The organism is Endozoicomonas montiporae CL-33, assembly GCF_001583435.1.
Classification (GTDB): Bacteria; Pseudomonadota; Gammaproteobacteria; order Pseudomonadales; family Endozoicomonadaceae; genus Endozoicomonas_A; species Endozoicomonas_A montiporae.
The window spans coordinates 3,157,356-3,174,278 of record NZ_CP013251.1 but is presented as its reverse complement, the minus strand read 5'-3'; the positions used below and the strand labels follow the sequence as shown (position 1 = coordinate 3,174,278).

Annotated in this window: 9 protein-coding genes; 2 read left to right on the top strand and 7 right to left on the bottom strand. The window is 49.0% G+C overall.

Translation table 11 applies throughout. The annotated features are described in order from the left end of the window. The first annotated feature begins 422 nt into the window (after positions 1-422). Positions 423-1,028 (top strand): hypothetical protein, encoded by a 606-nt coding sequence (locus EZMO1_RS14510; RefSeq protein ID WP_145912608.1) that lies wholly within the window; start codon positions 423-425, stop codon positions 1,026-1,028. Positions 1,029-1,097: 69 nt separating this feature from the next. Here EZMO1_RS14510 and ansA read toward each other — a convergent pair whose 3' ends face one another. Together ansA and nhaC are read right to left on the bottom strand one after the other, a co-directional pair. Continuing rightward, a complete protein-coding gene (ansA, locus tag EZMO1_RS14505; protein ID WP_244886700.1) occupies positions 1,098-2,117 on the bottom strand; it encodes an asparaginase in 1,020 nt (339 codons plus the stop codon). Positions 2,118-2,257: 140 nt separating this feature from the next. Continuing rightward, a complete protein-coding gene (gene nhaC, locus EZMO1_RS14500; protein WP_034872677.1) occupies positions 2,258-3,676 on the bottom strand; it encodes a Na+/H+ antiporter NhaC in 1,419 nt (472 codons plus the stop codon). 271 nt (positions 3,677-3,947) lie between these two features. Here nhaC and EZMO1_RS28210 point away from each other — a divergent pair. Next, a protein-coding gene (locus EZMO1_RS28210; RefSeq protein WP_420809906.1) for an IS1 family transposase occupies positions 3,948-4,705 on the top strand; the annotation gives its coding sequence in 2 pieces (ribosomal slippage) (positions 3,948-4,215 and positions 4,215-4,705; 759 coding nt in all). A 359-nt stretch (positions 4,706-5,064) separates the two neighbouring features. Here the strand turns inward: EZMO1_RS28210 and EZMO1_RS14485 are convergent. From EZMO1_RS14485 to EZMO1_RS14465, 5 genes are all read right to left on the bottom strand, one after another. Further along, positions 5,065-6,789, bottom strand: coding sequence for a hypothetical protein (locus EZMO1_RS14485; protein ID WP_034872679.1), 1,725 nt, complete (start codon positions 6,787-6,789; stop codon positions 5,065-5,067). 568 nt (positions 6,790-7,357) lie between these two features. Continuing rightward, positions 7,358-9,400, bottom strand: a complete 2,043-nt coding sequence (gene recD / locus EZMO1_RS14480; protein WP_051789250.1) for an exodeoxyribonuclease V subunit alpha — start codon at positions 9,398-9,400, stop codon at positions 7,358-7,360. After that, positions 9,400-13,038, bottom strand: coding sequence for an exodeoxyribonuclease V subunit beta (recB, locus tag EZMO1_RS14475; RefSeq protein ID WP_082211556.1), 3,639 nt, complete (start codon positions 13,036-13,038; stop codon positions 9,400-9,402). The genes recD and recB overlap by 1 nt, the downstream gene beginning before the upstream one ends. Then, a complete protein-coding gene (gene recC / locus EZMO1_RS14470; RefSeq protein WP_034873443.1) occupies positions 13,035-16,403 on the bottom strand; it encodes an exodeoxyribonuclease V subunit gamma in 3,369 nt (1,122 codons plus the stop codon). The genes recB and recC overlap by 4 nt, the downstream gene beginning before the upstream one ends. Before the next feature lie 123 nt (positions 16,404-16,526). Next, entirely contained in the window at positions 16,527-16,811 is a 285-nt protein-coding gene (locus EZMO1_RS14465; RefSeq protein WP_034872680.1) for a hypothetical protein, read from the bottom strand. Between the last annotated feature and the right edge of the window lie 112 nt (positions 16,812-16,923).

Sequence of the window (16,923 nt, the reverse complement as noted above, 5' to 3'; positions counted from 1 at the left end):
TGTCTATTCGTCTGTTTCAATGTATTCGCCGCTGAAAACTGCACTGAATGCAATAAGCCTTTGAATCAGTATGAGCGGGGAATCTGTGAAAGCTGTAAAAACAAACAAAGTGATCAGGATTCTCTGGGAGCCTGTGCGCCAGGACCTGATGCGGCAGTGATTGTAACCCTTGATGAGAGTGTTGTCGCGGGTATAAAGAAGCTTGTCGTTTGCGAAGATTCTAAGACTACGAAGCCGAAAAAAACAAGCAAGACTGATAGTTGTGCTGATGAAGGAGCTTGTGCAGCGGCTGCCTGCGGTACGACTGGTGACCCCTGCTCTTCAGATACTTGTGGGGTGTCATATTCGGATCAAATTAGCTTTCTGACATTCTTTCCAGCATCCCTGCTAATAGGGCGTTCTATGAGGGGTTGATTGGAGGGTTGAGTGAAGAGAATGCTGTTAAAGTGCTTCTGGATCGTATAGTTGAGGAGTGTGAAGGTTTCGGCGAACGCAGAAACCGTGAAGAAGTCATTAAAAACCTGAAAGCAAGCAAAGAACCAGTAGAAAAAATGCAGTCAGTTTTTAACCGCTTTTCAGCAGAAAAAATAACTCAAGCAATTGCTGGTGTTCAGGTTGGATGGATAAGCCAGTTAGCGCTGGCGTGGAAAAAGTATTATCTGAAGCAAGATCGTAGAGGTGAACAAAGCAGACACTTTATTCGGGACAACAGTGAAAAGTATGGCCTTCTGGGTCAATTAGGCCGTGATGATGATCCAGAAATAGCCATTAACAGTATTGGTAGCTACCTCAATGAAAATCGAAATCTCATTGTAATAATGAATCTATCAACTGGTACGTCTTTGATGATGCTGACGCCAATAGTGATGGATAATATGCTAGTGATGGTCACTGTTGCTCATCCACTCCTTGGGGTTTATGAGGTAGCGGGGACTGAAATTCTGTCGTTACTGTCTGATTTGGTTAATATGGATAAGCCAGCTGATGGGGAAACTGAGCGTAAGATAATCGTGGTAGAAAAATCTTAACTTCGCAACCTACTGATGGCAATTTGCATTTGTATACACAATTTGCCATCAGTAATTAAGCTTAATCGATTATGGCAGCGTCACTTCACCCGCCAGACTCTGCCCCAGTTGCTCCTTAACCTGTTCAACGGTCAGACCGTTGGAGAACAGATGGTGCAGCTTACAGAACATGGCTTCGGTGGTGGTGTCCAGCCCGCCTACAACACCGGCATTGGCCAGCGCAGAACCGGCTGCGTAGCTACCCTGATGCACGGTGCCACGATGGCACTGGGTCAGGTTAACGACCAGCTTGCCATCGTCGGTGGCTTTCTTCAGAACATTAAGGAAAGCCTGGTCACCGTCCGGGCCATTACCGGTGCCGTAAGTACGCATGATGAAGGCTTTCATTGGTTGTTGCAGAATGCTTTCAATCCAGTCGGCGGAAATGCCCGGGAACAGCTGCAGAATACCGACGTTGGTTTCAGAGTCGCAATCCAGCAGGAATTCAGGCTTGCCTTCCGGCTTGTGCAGCAGGAACTCGTCCAGCTCAATGTTAATGTCGGCACGGCCCAGCCATGGGTAGTTAGGGGTGTCGAAGGCATCAAACAGATAAGCGTTCTGCTTACGGCAGCGGTTACCGCGCATCAGACGACCATTGAAGTACAGGCATACTTCTTTAATGCGTTCGTCTGCTGCCAGACTCAGAGCGCCCACCAGGTTTTCCAGACCGTCGGTGCGGGCTTCGCACAGAGGAATCTGGGAACCGGTAAAGATAACCGGCTTGCTAAGATTACGCAGCATAAAGGACATCATGGAGCAGGAGTAAGCCATGGTGTCAGTGCCGTGAAGTACCACAAAACCATCATAGTCGTCGTATTTGCTGGCAATGTCGTTGGCGATCTGTTTCCAGTTATCCGGACGGATGTTGCTGGAGTCAATCAGCTGCTCGTATTCACCCAGATCAAAGTCCGGCAGGCTGGTGCGTACATTGGCTGGCAGCTTTTCTTCCAGCAGACCCATCAGGTTTTCTGCAGGTGCGTAGCCGGAATCCGTTGGCTTCATGCCAATGGTGCCGCCGGTATAGGCAACGTAGATCTTTTTCATCATCATCTCTCTGACAAAAAACGCCCGGAGCAGTGAACTGACCGAGCGTATTATGAATACCAATCCCTTCAGAAGCAGTCACTGTTAATGGTATGACACTAACAGTGCGGCTATGTGTTCATGGTCGTAAAGATTAGTTAAAACTATCAGGCCATGCTTGGAGTCAGCTGGGCAGACTTAACGTACTTGTTGTCCTGTGGGCGGAACTTACCCATGTAGGCGAAGAGAATTACCAGCCCGATGCAGATAAAGCTCATCCACATGTAAGGAATATACTCGAAGGTAGAAACACCCAGCAGACCGGCCATGAAAATACCGTTGTCACTCCATGGTACCATACCAGACGTCAGTGTACCGCCACATTCTGCAGAACGGGACAGCATACGACGGTCAACGTTCATGCGGTCATAGCTGCCGGACATGATCTTCGGAGTCAGGATCAGGGAAACGTACATGGCGCTGCCGAATACGTTGGCAAAGAACGCGGTCACAACCGTGTAAACGGTCAGGTTACCTTCGTTGGTGATGCGGTTTTCGTACTGTTTGGCAACCGTTTCCAGAATGCCCACTTTATCCAGCAGTCCACCGAAGCCCAGACCAAAAATGATCACTGCAACAGAACCCAGCATGTTGGACATACCGCCACGGTTCAGGATGTTGTCGATAAATGCATTGCCGGATTCCATGGACAGAGGTGCCCACATGCTGCTCAGAGCTTCAACCGGTGTACGATCCTGGAACAGGATCGCCCACAGCATACCCAGTGCAGCACCAAACATGATAACAGGGTAGGAAGGCATCTTGCGGGACAGCATGAACAGTACCGCCAGTACCGGAACAAAGGCCAGCGGGGAGATGGTGAAGTGGCTTTCCATCACTTGCATAACGGCCTGAACCTGTGCCATATCGGCATTACCACCGAACTGGAAACCGTAGAAGGTGAAGGCAATGGCAGTCAGAATGTAAGCGGACAGACTGATGGGCAGCAGACCTTTAATGTGGTCAACGATTTCCACGTCAGACATGGAAGAAGCCAGAATAACGGAGTCAGACAGCGGGGACAGTTTGTCACCAAAGTAAACGCCGGACAGAATGGCACCGGCAGTGACAGGAGCCGGAACACCCAGACCCTGACCGATACCCATCATGGCGATACCGGCGGTACCCGCAGCACCCCAGGAAGTACCGGTGGCCAGAGCGGTCATGGTGCAGATCAGCAGGGTTGCCAGCAGGAAAATGGATGGGTGAATGGACATCAGGCCGTAGTAGATGATGCTGGGTACGATACCGCCAGCAATCCAGGTACCCACCAGTGCGCCCACTGCCAGAAGAATCAGGATAGCACCGGTACCTTTAAAGATACCTTCAGCCGCAGCACCTTCCAGCTCTTTATAGCTATGACCCAGCTTTACACCCAGACCCATGGCCAGGAACCAGCCGATACACAGTGCCAGCTGGATAGGCAGATCCAGTTTGGAAGTAAAAGAGAATGCCAGCGCCAGGAATGTACCCAGTACCAGGGTCACCTGCAGCATGGACGGCAGTCGTGTTGTACTCTTTTGCATGTAAGAGTGGCTCCGTAAAACTTTGTAGTAACTGCTCAATTATCACACTGCACAGGGCTGGTTATATGTTGATCTATGTCATGTAAATTTTCGCAAAAGATCGAAAGGTTTTGTTTTTTGATATAGATCAATTTTTGCTCAAAGAGGTTGGTGTGAGTACTGCCTTGTAAATAGATAGAGTGATCACGAGGCGGTAGTGGCACAGTTCTGTGATTCTAGCCCTGTCTGCTAAAATACGACATTCGGCAACTTTGAAAAATGCGGTTTAAAAATGTGCCTTACGCAAGTCCTCTGTACAACATGTGGCAGTAACCAAGTTCGGCCTTTCGGATACAGCACTCATGATGTTCCACGATACTATTGCTGTAATGACAAATGTGAAATCAAAACCTTCATGCTTGAATATCGCTACAAGGCCTGTGAGCCTGGCGTTAAAGAAAAAATCATCGATATGGCAATAAATGGCAGCGGAATCAGGGATACAAGTAAAGTACTCGGAATAAGCAAGACAACAGTAATAAAGACTCTAAAAAAAAAGAAAGCGGTCTGGTAAAGGTCAACCCAAATATTCAAACTATTGATCTCAAGTCAGATGCAATTATTCATGTAGGGCTTGTCTGCCAAGAGGCTGAGCTAGATGAGCAGTGGTCGTATGTTCATGATAAATCGAACCAACGCTGGCTTTGGTATGCTGTTGATCACGCTACAAATACCGTGCTTGCTTATGTTTTCGGAAAACGGAAAGATGAAGTTTTTAAAGAACTCAAAACACTTCTGAAGCCATTTGGTATTAATAAATTTTACACCGATGATTGGGGAGCCTATGAGCGACACCTTGATGAAAACATGCATATTATTGGTAAAGCAAACACTCAGAAGATAGAGCGTAAAAACCTTAATTTTCGGACTTGGATTAAACGGTTGGCCAGAAAGACAATTTGTTTTTCAAAGCTCGAAAAGATGCACGATATTGTTATTGGATTATTGATTAATAAAGTTGAGTTTGGGGTCAATATTCACGCGATATAACAGTTCTGGCCCACTACCCTTTTGAGCAAAGCTTGCTCTCCTGTTTCCTTGCCTTCATAGGGTGCTACCTCAAAATCCAGCAGAGCCCCACTGCCAAGACACATAAGAACAAGAATTCTAAGGATAGGGAAACCAACCCCAATGGCACTGACTTAAGCATTTACCCCTTGAAAATAGAGGGTTGTAGCTGAGCCGGACTGGCTACATTTTGGAGAAAATACCGCGTGCTAGGTACTTGGAAAAATTTGTGGCCATGTAAAATCGACTGCTGCTGGGCATATGACTTCATGAATGGCTCAATGATTCAGCCCCGGAAGTCACTATTTTCAAGGTTTTTACCCTTAAGTCAGTGAGTGTCATTAGCGAATAGGCTCTTCAGGCGGAGAATAGATTTTGTTATTTAAGTTAGGCATGTGATTCAACATAAAATCCTCATTGTCGAAATAACGGTAATTGGGACCCGTTCCCATTGCAGTCCGATAGAAATTCAACTTGGTGCCTAATTTAAAGGATGCATACTTAAATACTTTGCATGCTATCGGGGAGCGAAGAGAGCATATATAACCTGACACCCCTAAGGTAACCAGTTCTGTAAGAGCTAGTGCAGTAACAGAGCCTAACACTGTACCAACAGTCGAGTCAGTACCTGAACCTGAACCTGAACCTGAATACCCGAATTCAGAAGCTGATCTGTTATTCGAGATTGAATTAGCCGTCAACAGGGTTGGCAATGCAGAAGTACTGGTCACCCCGAACCGAATACTGAGCGAGGAAGATGACTCGGTAGTTGTCGATGTCACTTTCATAACTGGCGAAGTCATGCTGATATGATCAGACGATAATACTTGATCAGAACCGGCTACGGGGGCTACGGTTAAATATGGGATGGACGACTGCGGTTTGCTGGTAATTGTTCCACGGGTTGAGAGCACCAGCTCACCGGTTCCAGCAGGAAGGGAAGGTGAAATGGCAACGATAGCACCTGTCGTCGAAGGACTGATATGTACGCTGGATGATGATGCAACATCAATGGCATTAAGGGAAGATAATCCGCGTTTGTCGATATCTGAAGCCTGAAACGATGATCCCTGTACAATTATGTTGCCATTGGTTCCGGATGAACCGGTGATAATAATTTCTGGCCAGTTTGTTGGCCAGCTGTCAGAACCCCTGCGTAAAGATACTCCTTCAAACCGACCGGCCACATTATCAACAGGGAATAAAAAGTTAATACGCAGACCGGTGTAGTTGTATCCGAGGGCGATATTTGTATTTGCTGTCAGACTTGTGTTGCTGAAGGTAAATACTCTGGGATTGTTCAGTTTGAACATTTCATGACTGAAATCAATATTGTTGAAATCAGTATCAATAAATTCAAAATTATCACAATTTTCGAGTTTGAACGCCTCATATGTCAGAAACTCATTGGAACTACCGTGGTCAAACACACAACCTTTAAACGACAATTTGCCCCCAACATTGGTGGCGTCTATATACTGGCTGCCAATTGAGGCATGCTCCTGTACTTTTACCTGATCAAAAGTAATATTACTCCCTCCCTGAATATGTAGATAATCCCTAAGGTCATAGTTTGGGGGATTGCGACTCCCATCCATTCTGAAGTTTTTAAACAACAGATTGTTCCCGTTCTTTGTATGAATGAAATAATCAAGTGTATTGGAAGCACTGTCAGCAATAGTTAATAGTGGACCTGCACCTCCGGTATTTGTAACTCCGACAAAAGCAATATTGGATGCACCATCAACCACAATCGAACCGGGCAAAGACTGATCGCCGGAAATGATAAACATTTTACCATTATCTGAATGGGTGACGGTTGGCAGCGAAGAACCAGCGACCAGGTGGGTAGCACTGGAATAGACGCCCGGATATAACTTCAGCATCTTTTTACAAGTCGCTAGTGCATTTTTATCCATAAGGCTTTTGCAGATGCTGGAACCCTCTGCCAGTGCTTGCCCATTTGGCAACATGCAGATAATAGAAGAAAGAAAACCTGCATTCAGAAAAGAACGTCCTTTTCTGATACTTTTTTCACGCTTTAAATTCAGCATAATATAGGCCATTAAAGATGAGAGATAAGCAGCTCGTCCCGTTAAATATACGCCTCAAGTCGTAAGAGTTGGCATGAAGGTAAAAATTGATCATTAATACCAAGGGTTGCAGAGTAATATAACTAAAATGACTAGCTTATATCTGAAAAAAGTTTGCACGAGTAAATTAAATCTGCAGCAAACCCCTTGTTATCAGTGGTTTTCACTAGTACTACTGAAGAAAAAGTGTCCACAGCATTGAAAATTATTAATGACATAAATTATTTCTAATAATATTTTTTTGTAACAAATTGATAGCTTTTTACGTCTATTTTTCATAAAAAATAATTGAAAAACACCTTGGACAACCGATAAGTTAATAAAACTTTTTTCTTATTTTTAGTCAATTCAATATTTTTGACAAAATATTTCCAGAGCGAGGAAAAAGGGAGAAAACTCAGGTTTTCATATCTATCACCTGTTTGGGAAATTATACGACTAAAGACGTTGATAAGGTGATAGCTGTAAAAAAGACAGAAGCAACCAATCACTGCCACGATAACGCTTAAGGTGACAGTGATATCCAATCGACTGAGTTTCTTTATGCCAGCAGCCGCTCTTTAAGGCCGGATGACCGTTGGGTCGGCCTGCTGACGGACTGGTTGAATACGACTTCTGTTGTAAAAATATCCAGTTCCTGCCTGGCGCGGGTAATACCGGTGTAAACCAGTTCCCGGGTCAGAACCGGATTGATTTTGTCGGGCAGAACCATGGCGGTATGGGCAAACTCAGAGCCTTGGCTTTTGTGAATCGTCATGGCAAACACGGTTTCGTGTTCAGGCAGACGACTGGGTAACAGAGATTTCAGCGAACCATCGGGCAGTTGGAAGGCAACCCGCAAGCGGTCGTCTTCATCGGCAAGTGTGATGCCAATGTCGCCATTGTACAGCCCCAGACCATGATCGTTACGAGTGATGAGAACCGGCCTGCCCGGGTACCACAATGTCTCCCGCTCAATCAAGCGGTGACGGGCAAGGGCGTTGCGGATTTCAAGATTTAAACCTTCTACTCCGCAGGCTCCTTCACGCAGGGCGCATAACAGACGGAAGCGGTTAAAGACCGACAGTATCTCTCTGGCAGATTGGTCATTTTTGATTGCCTGCAGGTACGGGCGATACTGATCGACGCAGAGTTGCAGCATCGTTTGATAGCCACTGTCGTTCAGAAGATGACGGCGAATATCGCTGAAGCCAGCCTCCCAAACTGCTTTGGTCTCTCTGATCTGGCCAGCGTTGACAGAGGCTGCCAGCTGACCAATTCCGGAAGAGGCATCAAACCGGTAGCTTTTTTGCAACAGACAAAAACAGTCGTGAATACTGGCATTGGTCGGTGGTCGTTCAGTGCTCAGGTCATAGCCTGTTAGCTGTTGCAGACGTTTCTGTTGAGTCTCTGAATAAGTGTTACCCGCTGCTGCACAGATATCACCCAGCACACTGCCTGCATCAACAGAGGCGAGCTGGTCCCGGTCGCCCAACAAAATGATTCGGGCATCATCAGGCAGCGCGCTCAATAGTCGGGTCATCATCGGCAGGTCAACCATGGACGCTTCATCGACCACAAGAATATCCAGATGCAGCGGATTATCCTGATGGTGCCGGAACTCGGTACTGTTAGGAATAACACCCAACAGTCGGTGAAGTGTGCCCGCTTCACCGGGTATATTGTTACGAACGGCTTCACTGCAATTCAGCTGTTCCAGTGCTCCACCGATAGATTCGGTAAGACGGGCAGCGGCTTTGCCTGTTGGGGCAACCAGTCGTATAACCGGAGCTTTGCCAGAGCTTAGTTGTTCCAGTTCAACCAGCATAGCCAGCAACCGTGTGACGGTTGTCGTTTTACCGGTGCCTGGTCCGCCACTGATCACACTGAAAGACTGGGTAGCTGCCAGAGCTGCGGCGACTTTCTGCCAGTTCAGACAGGTGTGATCTGGAATCAGCTGATCCAAAGGCGCAAGGTCATTTCCAGAACGGGCATTGCCAATCGTTTGCTGGATGGTTTGCCAGTCCAGTGAATCCGGTTTGACAATGTCCAGCCATTTAATAACCGTTGCCTGCAGGTCGGTAGCTGCCTGAAGTTGCTTGAACAGTAGTGTGTAATCTCTCTGAAACAGTCGATCCAGTATGGTTTTAACCGTTGCTGAATCTGCTGTTCGGGCGCCTTTATTGCGCAGGTGTTCTGATACAAGGTGTTCGTACTGCCAGTAGCGATAGAGGTACAGACGGTTTCTGTTCAACACCAGTGGCGCTGGCGGGCTGTTTTCAGAGCCGTCGGAAACCAGTCGTGAGGCTGATAGCTCGTCCTGCCAGTTACTCGATGTTATCAAGTGCTCCAGAGCCTGCAGTGATTCTGACTCAACACTGAACAATGAACGTGTGTTTATGTCTTTTAATGGCAGGCAGACATTACCACTGGCCAGTTCATGGCTGACCAGCGCCCCCGCAAGAACCGTCAGCGGTTCTCCACCCATTTCCTGCAGAAAACGAGCAAACTGATAATCCAGCGGACGAATGGCACCGGCGGTTTTTAATGATTCCAGAGTTTGGAGTACCGGAGCTTGTAATACCGGGGATGGTTGAACAGTCATCAGTGGCTTCCTCCATCCGTTTCACCGGCAAACAGTTTATCCATTGCTTCTATCAGAGCTTTCTTTGGACGTGTGTCGTAAATACCGTGTTGGTCACTGTCATTGCTCTGCACGCCTCTCAGGAACAGATAGATGACACCACCGAAATGGTGTTCATAGTCGTAGCCGGGCAGTCGGGTTTTCAACAACCGGTGCAGAGCCAGACTGTAGAGCTGGTATTGAAGGTCGTAGCGATGTTCGATCATCATCTGTTCCATCCGGGCCCGACTGTAATCGCTGTACTGTTCTCCCAGCCAGTTGGATTTGTAATCGAGAACGTACCAGCGTCCTTCGTATTCAAACACCAGATCGATGAAACCTTTTAACATGCCCTGCAGGGTTGAGAAGCCAAGAGGAGCAGCCTTTGTAGCCAGCGGATCGTATTGTTGCAGCAACTGGTTCAGTTCGTTGGCTTTGAGTCTGGACAGAGGCAGGTAAAATTCCATTTCAATCTTTTTCGCCTGTTCCGGCAAGTTGCGCAGTGTTAACTGCTGACCGTCCAGTGGCGCATCCAGACAATGGGTAAGCATAGTGACCAGTGTGTCAGTCCACTCTTCTCCAAGCCCCTCCAGTTGCAACTGCTCCTGTACGAATTGTGGTATCTGTTCCGGTGTCGAGTTAATGGGAGTCAGTCGTTCAAACAGGGTGTGCATGAACGTTCCTGGGCGGGCACCTTTGGGAAAGGTGAAAATAGAATGCTCAAATTGTGGTGATTCCGATTTAACGGCCGCTTCTTCCTGTACTTCCATATCCAGACCGGGTTGTTCGTTGTTCGCAGCGGGCTGTGGTTGGCCGGAGGCCGCGTGTGCAGTTTTGGACAAGGCCGAGTAGCTGGTGACCCACCAGTCTTTCTGGATGCGGCCATGAAAGGTTCTGGCGGATAATGTTTCCGTATGGTCGTCTAACGGCTTAAACGCTGGCAGTGCATCCAGTGGCGGAGGTGTCAGCTCGATAAACTCATGAGCTTCATCCAGAGCCTGAAGATGAGCGGTCAGGTCAGCAGGGGTGATGAAATCGCTTTTGTCCAGCAGCTGTCCCAAAGCACTTTTAGGCAAATCGGTGACCGGGTTTTTGCCCGCCTGACCTTTTTTAAGAGGAGCGATGCCTACGTAACAACAATGTACGGATCGGGTTATAGCCACATACATCAGGCGCAGGTCTTCTGCTAGACGTTCATGGTCGGCTTTTGCAACGGAGTCACTTTCTCCGGAAAGATCCAGCTGGGTTCTGCCTTTTTTCTGATCGTGGAAAACGGGGTCTTTCGCTTCCTTGAAGTCACAGGCAAAGGGCAGGAAACAGACATTGTATTCCAGCCCCTTGGATTTATGGATGGTGACGATTTGGACCAGATTGCGTTCACTTTCCAGATGAAGCTGCTGTTCATCGGCATTATGATTCGGGCTCTGGATATGTTCACTTAGCCAGCGTAACAGGGCGTGGGGTGTTTCTTGTTCCTGACTGGCACTGGCGAGGAGTTCGCCAAGATGCAATAAATCCGTCAGTCGTCGTTCACCCAGACTGCTGTCACCCAGCAGGCGTTCGGCAATACGGTTGTTATGTATCAACTGACGCAGCATGGGTAGAACGCCAAGGCGATCCCAGGTTTCCTTGTAGCGGGAGAACTCTTCCACCCGTCGCTCCCAGAGGTCTTCATCCTGATTCAGCTGGTCAAGGGTTGGGGCTGACAGCGCCAGCAGCGGGGTTGCCAGTGCCGAACGCAGTGTTCGTTCATCGGTGGGAGACAAACAGGCAGCCAGCAGGCGCTGTAAATCAGTGGCTTCCTGACAGTCGAAAACGGATTCCTTGTTACTGAGATACACACAGGCAATATTTTGTGCATTCAGGGCATCACGGATTTTAAGCCCCTGTCGTCCGGTTCGAACCAGCACCGCAATATCGCCCGCCTGAAGCGGTGCTGTTTTACCGTTTGTTTCAATCACACACTCGTTGATATTTGCATCGGTCAACAGCCGGTTAATCTGGTTGGCAGTGGCCTGAGCCATGACGGATTGGTAGTCGTCACTGCCGACCACCGGTTTTTCAATACCTTGCTGATGCCACAGTTGCAGGGCGGGCACCGGCTTGCCTTCCAGTAGAAGGCGGGCGCTATCCGCTTTGGGCGAGGCGTCTACCGACAAAAACGGTATATCGTTAAACAGGAAGGGATTATCAACCCGGGTGAACAGTGTATTGGCGGCCTTAACCATATGGCTGGTGGAGCGCCAGTTAGTGCCCAGTGTGTAATGGGCTGATACCTGCTGTCGCGCTTGCATATAGGTAAAGATATCGGCCCCGCGAAAGGCATAAATGGCCTGCTTCGGGTCACCGATCATAAACAGTCCGGCATTCTGCGAACTGCCATCGCCGTATATCTGACTGAAAATACGGTATTGCAGCGGGTCGGTGTCCTGAAATTCGTCGATCATGGCTACCGGGAACTGTTCCCGAATGGCATTAGCCAGAGTGCCGTTTGTATCGTTATCCAGTGCTTTGCCAAGATTAATCAGCAGGTCATCAAACGACATTTGATGTTGTCGCTGTTTCAGTTCTCTGGCTTTTGTACGAATCTCGGCAAGCGCCTGATTGAGAATCATGCCGCTCCAGGCTTCTTTAACCGACAGGGGTAATTCAATCAGCCGATCAATCAGATTAAAAACGTTATGCTCTGGTACTGTACCTGCTTTGGTCGTGTCTTTTTTCAGGCGTTCTGTACTGTAGACTTCCCAGCCATCTTTCTGCTTGCTCAGAACAGGTTGCAAGCCACTGCTGGCAACAAACTCATTCATTGCTTCAAGGCGTGACAGGGCTCTGCTGTTCTTTTTCAGTCCGGTACTGCGCAACAGATCTTCAATGTTTTGTTGGTCTTGCTGCCAGAGGGCTTTTATTGCCGTAATCCGGTCGAGATAGGTTTTCCTGAATGTATCAACAGAGTCCGGCAGACTGCCGAGAATGACTTCCAGACTGTCTTTGCCCAGCCAGCTGCGAATATTACCCAGCAGCTCTACTGGCGTTTTCCAGAGATCACGCGTCAGACTGGCAAGGGGCTTTTCCACCGGATAAAAATGACGACGCCAGAAGTCGGCTGCCGTCTGTTGCAGCAGGTTGGTTTCGTCGGTAATTAACTCGCTGGTGAACAGGGTGCCGCTTTCAAAGGCGTGTTGTCTGAGCATTCGCTGGCAAAAACCGTGAATGGTAAACACGGCGGCTTCATCCATCTGTCGTTCTGCGGCCAGAAGCAGGGCAATGCGTTCTTCCCGACGGTCGAGACTTTCGATTAATGTTTGTATGAAAGCGTCGTCGGACTGTCCTTCCATAAAATCAAGACGGGCTTTGTGGAGTCTTGCCCGGATACGATCACGCAGCTCCGCTGTGGCAGCGTCGGTAAAGGTGACCACCAGAATCCGGTCGGCACTGAGGGGATTCGGATGTGCCGAATGATCATCGCCATGTCCCAGCACCAGTCTCAGATAGAGGTTGGCAATGGTGTAGGTTTTGCCGGTACCTGCACTGGCTTCAATCAGTCGGTTGCCATGCAGCGGGAAATGTAATGCATCAAGGTTGACTGGCTTGATGTCGTTCATCTGGGACAGTTCTGTCATTTTACTTCCTCCAGATAAGCCAGCATGGGTTGCATAAAGGTCTGTGCCAGTTGAGTCATATCATCATAGGCGGCTTCTAAAGTAGGGTAGCAACGGTTCATATAGGTATCGCGTCGTTCACCCTGATGGGTGTAGCCACCTTCATAGGCGCTTCTGGCTGCGGCTTCAGCCTTGTCTTCGTCTGCAGACAACCAGCTCCAGGCGGTTTCAGGAAAGAATGCCAGAGGTTCATTCTGTCCCTGCTGGTAGTAACGAACGAGTTCGTGCAGCAGCTCCACGGCGTCTTCCTGCTCAACAACATGGAACATCAGCGGCTTTTCCAGACTGAGCAGATGGGTAATGGCAGGCTGATCTGAGCAGGCGCACAGACACAGGTGCTCGATCCAGCTCAGCATACGGTCCTTACCTTTGACTTTTGCAGGGCGATAGCGAATGAGACTGTTGTTATAGATACTTTTCAGCCAGCCGGTTAGCTGAATATTTCCAAAATTCAGGTTAATCTCAACGCTTTCTTCGTTAGCATTTTTGTTGTCATTGATGTTGGCAGTGCGAGATTTTACCTGTTCCGACAGTCCGGTCAGGCTCTTTTCATGTTCTTCCAGCAGGAGGTCGCCAAAGGCTCCGTGAGGGAGTCGCCCAATCGCTTTCAGAGTTTTGCGGACATCGTCCGTGTGATCTTTTTCCAGCAGGTCGTCGAGCATCTGCAGTTTCAGTTGATAGGCATCCAGACCGTCAATCATAAACGGCTCGGTGTCTTCCAGGGTGTCATCATCGTCTTCAAAAAAGACTTTCAGACGACGATTGCAGAAACTCTTGCAGGGGTTTCGGTAAAACCGCAGCAGCTCGCTGAGTTCCAGTACATCTTGCTTGTCGTGTTGTTCCGGTAGTGGAGAACCTATAAATGCATGGCTTTCAATATCGTCCCGCCGGGCAACAGGTAGCCATTCTCTGGCATAGCTGAATCGATAGTTGAACCGATAGCTGAATTGAGAGCTGAATCGAGAGTTGTGATTGTCTGATGTGAAGTTGTCGGGGCTAAAGGGTTGCAGAGTCTGTTCTGTCAGCAGATGTTCCTTAATGCCGAGGTCGTCAATCCAGTAGTTCTGGTCAATGTAGTCCATCAGTTCGGTGACCAGTACCGAAGGCACACGTTCGGTGTTGTCTTTAATGCTACGCCCCACGTAACTGATGTACAGTTTTTCACGGGCAGACAGCAAGGCTTCCAAAAACAGGTAACGGTCATCTTCCCGTCGGGAGCGGTCGCCCCGACGAGTGTGTTTTGCAATCAGGTCAAAACCGGTTGGAGCGATGCTGCGAGGGTAAGCACCGTCATTCAATCCGAGCAAACAGACCACTTTAAAGGGAATGGAACGCATGGGCATCAGGGTGCAGAAATTCACCTGACCGGCAAGGAATCGCTGGCTGCTGCGCTGGCTAGACAGACGATCGCCGAGGTAGCTCAATAATACCGGACGGGTCAGAGGCTGGCTGTAGGCTGCGTCATCCAGTTGTTCGTGCAATTTTTCCAGTGCCTCATGCACCAGTTTCAGCGCGTATTCATCGTTTTCATCCGCCAGAAAGAACCGATCGTTAATATCGTGAATGTAAGCTGTCCATTCTTCAATGGAACGTTCCTGTCGTAAGGTTTTAGCGAGGTGGTCGGCGTGATCAACGAATTCTGCCAGTTGTCCGGCCAGGCGTGCGCTCATACCCTGCACCGCTTCAAAAGGCAGAATGTTGTCGTACAGTCCACAGGCTTCCGGCATGGCATAGCCCAGCAGTAAACGACGTAAACCAAACAGCCAGGAATTTTCACTTCTTCGGGGCAAGTCGAAGTGTGCCTGATGATCCGGGTTCAGGCCCCAGCGAATGCCGGTTTCGTCCACCCAGCGACGCAGGGTATCAAGATCATCGGCAGACAATTCAAAGCGGCGTTGCAGAGCCGGAATTTCCAACAGTTCCAACAGCTCAGGTGCTGTGCAGCGGCTGTTGTCGAGATCCAGAAGATGCAGCAGTCCGGACAGAATAGGGTGTTCGTTGCGGGCACTGCGGTCAGAAATGGAAAAAGGTATACGGCGCGAATCGTCAGGTTCCTGATTGCCGATACCGCCGAAGACGGCCTGAATCCATGGGCTGTACTGGTCAACATCAGGCAGCATGACCACCACATCCCTTGGGGTCAGGTTTGGATTCTGCTCAAACAGTGACAGCAGTTGGTCGTGCAGCACCTCTACCTCCCTGAGAGGACTGTGACAACTGTGCAGCATCAGGGACTGGTCTGTCGGGCTGATGGATCTTTTGCCGGAAGGTTCGGCCAGTTCCAGAATATCGTTTTGCAGACTGTGTAACAGACAGTGGTGATCACCATCCACAAAGGCACTGATTTCCGGTGCGTCAAGATCGTGCAACTGGTGTAGATAGTCGCGTCCCAGTTTGCCCATGGAACCCAGCAGGGGGTTACCAGAACGGTTCGGGTTATCCAGTGACAGCCTTTCATGAATAAAAGCGTTCTGTTGGCTGTTACTGACAGCAGGCAGGGACTGCACCAGCTGGTTGGCAGCAAACTGTTTGGCGGTCATGCGTGCCAGATATTTAGGGTCTTTCTCATCGCCCCAGTAATACCGGCAGGGGTTGCACACCAGCATATGCACATCGGTTTGCTCACCCAGTGCTTTCAGGGTTTCAACAAAGTGTGGGGGCAGGGCAGAAATGCCAAACACAAACAGGCGTTTCGGGAGTTTGTTCTTGTGATCACCGTCATAGAGTTCTTCCAGAAAACGGTGGTGCATATTGGCACGATGCCAGTGGTTTTGCCCCAGCTCTTCCGTTTTTTGCACCAGTGCTCGCCAGAGTTCGGGTTGCCAGGGTTGTTCAGCCGCAATGCTGTCCGGGTGGTTGCCTGTTGATGAGGGCTCTGTCCATTCAGCAATCCAGTCCGGACGATAAACCAGATATTGGTCAAAGGTGTCGGCAATTTTCTCGGACAGCTGGAACAGGCGCACGCCGTCGTGGTCATGGCTCAGGTATTGCCGGAGGTCGGCGAAGCTGTCCTGGTCGATCATCTCTGGCAGAAGCGTCATGATCTTCCAGGTCATGGCTTCTTTGTTAAAGGTCGAGCGCTTCGGAACATCGGGCAGTACCTGAACAAACATTTTCCATAGGAAACTGGCGGGCAGTGGAAATTCGGTGGCGGCAGCAATGCCAAAGCCGTCAGCCAGTGCCAGACGCAACCATTGAGCCATACCGGGGCTTTGCACCAGTATCTGCTCATCTTCTAACGGGTTGGACAGTGGGTCTCGCCGGATCAGTTCGACCAGCAGATCTTTCAGCACATCAAGCTGATTGGAGTGATAAATGGTGAACACTTCGTTTCTGACAACTTTTTGTTGAATTGCTGGAAATGGGAGCATTCAACAGCATGGACTGTCAATAGAGTTGTATCAAGAGGACGGTATGAAAAACGCGACGTCAGGAAATGAATGGGCCGATCAGGCCCGTCCATGGCGATGCAGGGCACTCATCATATTATTTCTGCGCTTTTTCTGTTTGGTGGCGGGTTTGCCGGAGTAGTTGGACAGTATTTCAGTTTCTGCTTCTTTCAGTTGCGCCATGTCGGGCTTGATTTTTTCAAGGTAGCGCTGGCCTGCACCATCCTGAATGTTCAGTTTGCCACGGAGAGCTGACATCATGTTTAGCAGATTTGTTGCCTGTTCAATAGCGGTTTTGCCTTCTTCTACGGCGTTACGGGCATTATCTTCGGTTTCATTGTCCATAGTGCTTGTCCCTGCAGTTCATTGCTAATTTTAGCAGCCGGGCTCTCAGGTTGGGTTGAATCGTCGCAAGAGCAGCTTCTTAAAGTCTGTTCCTGCCCATGATATTTAGGAA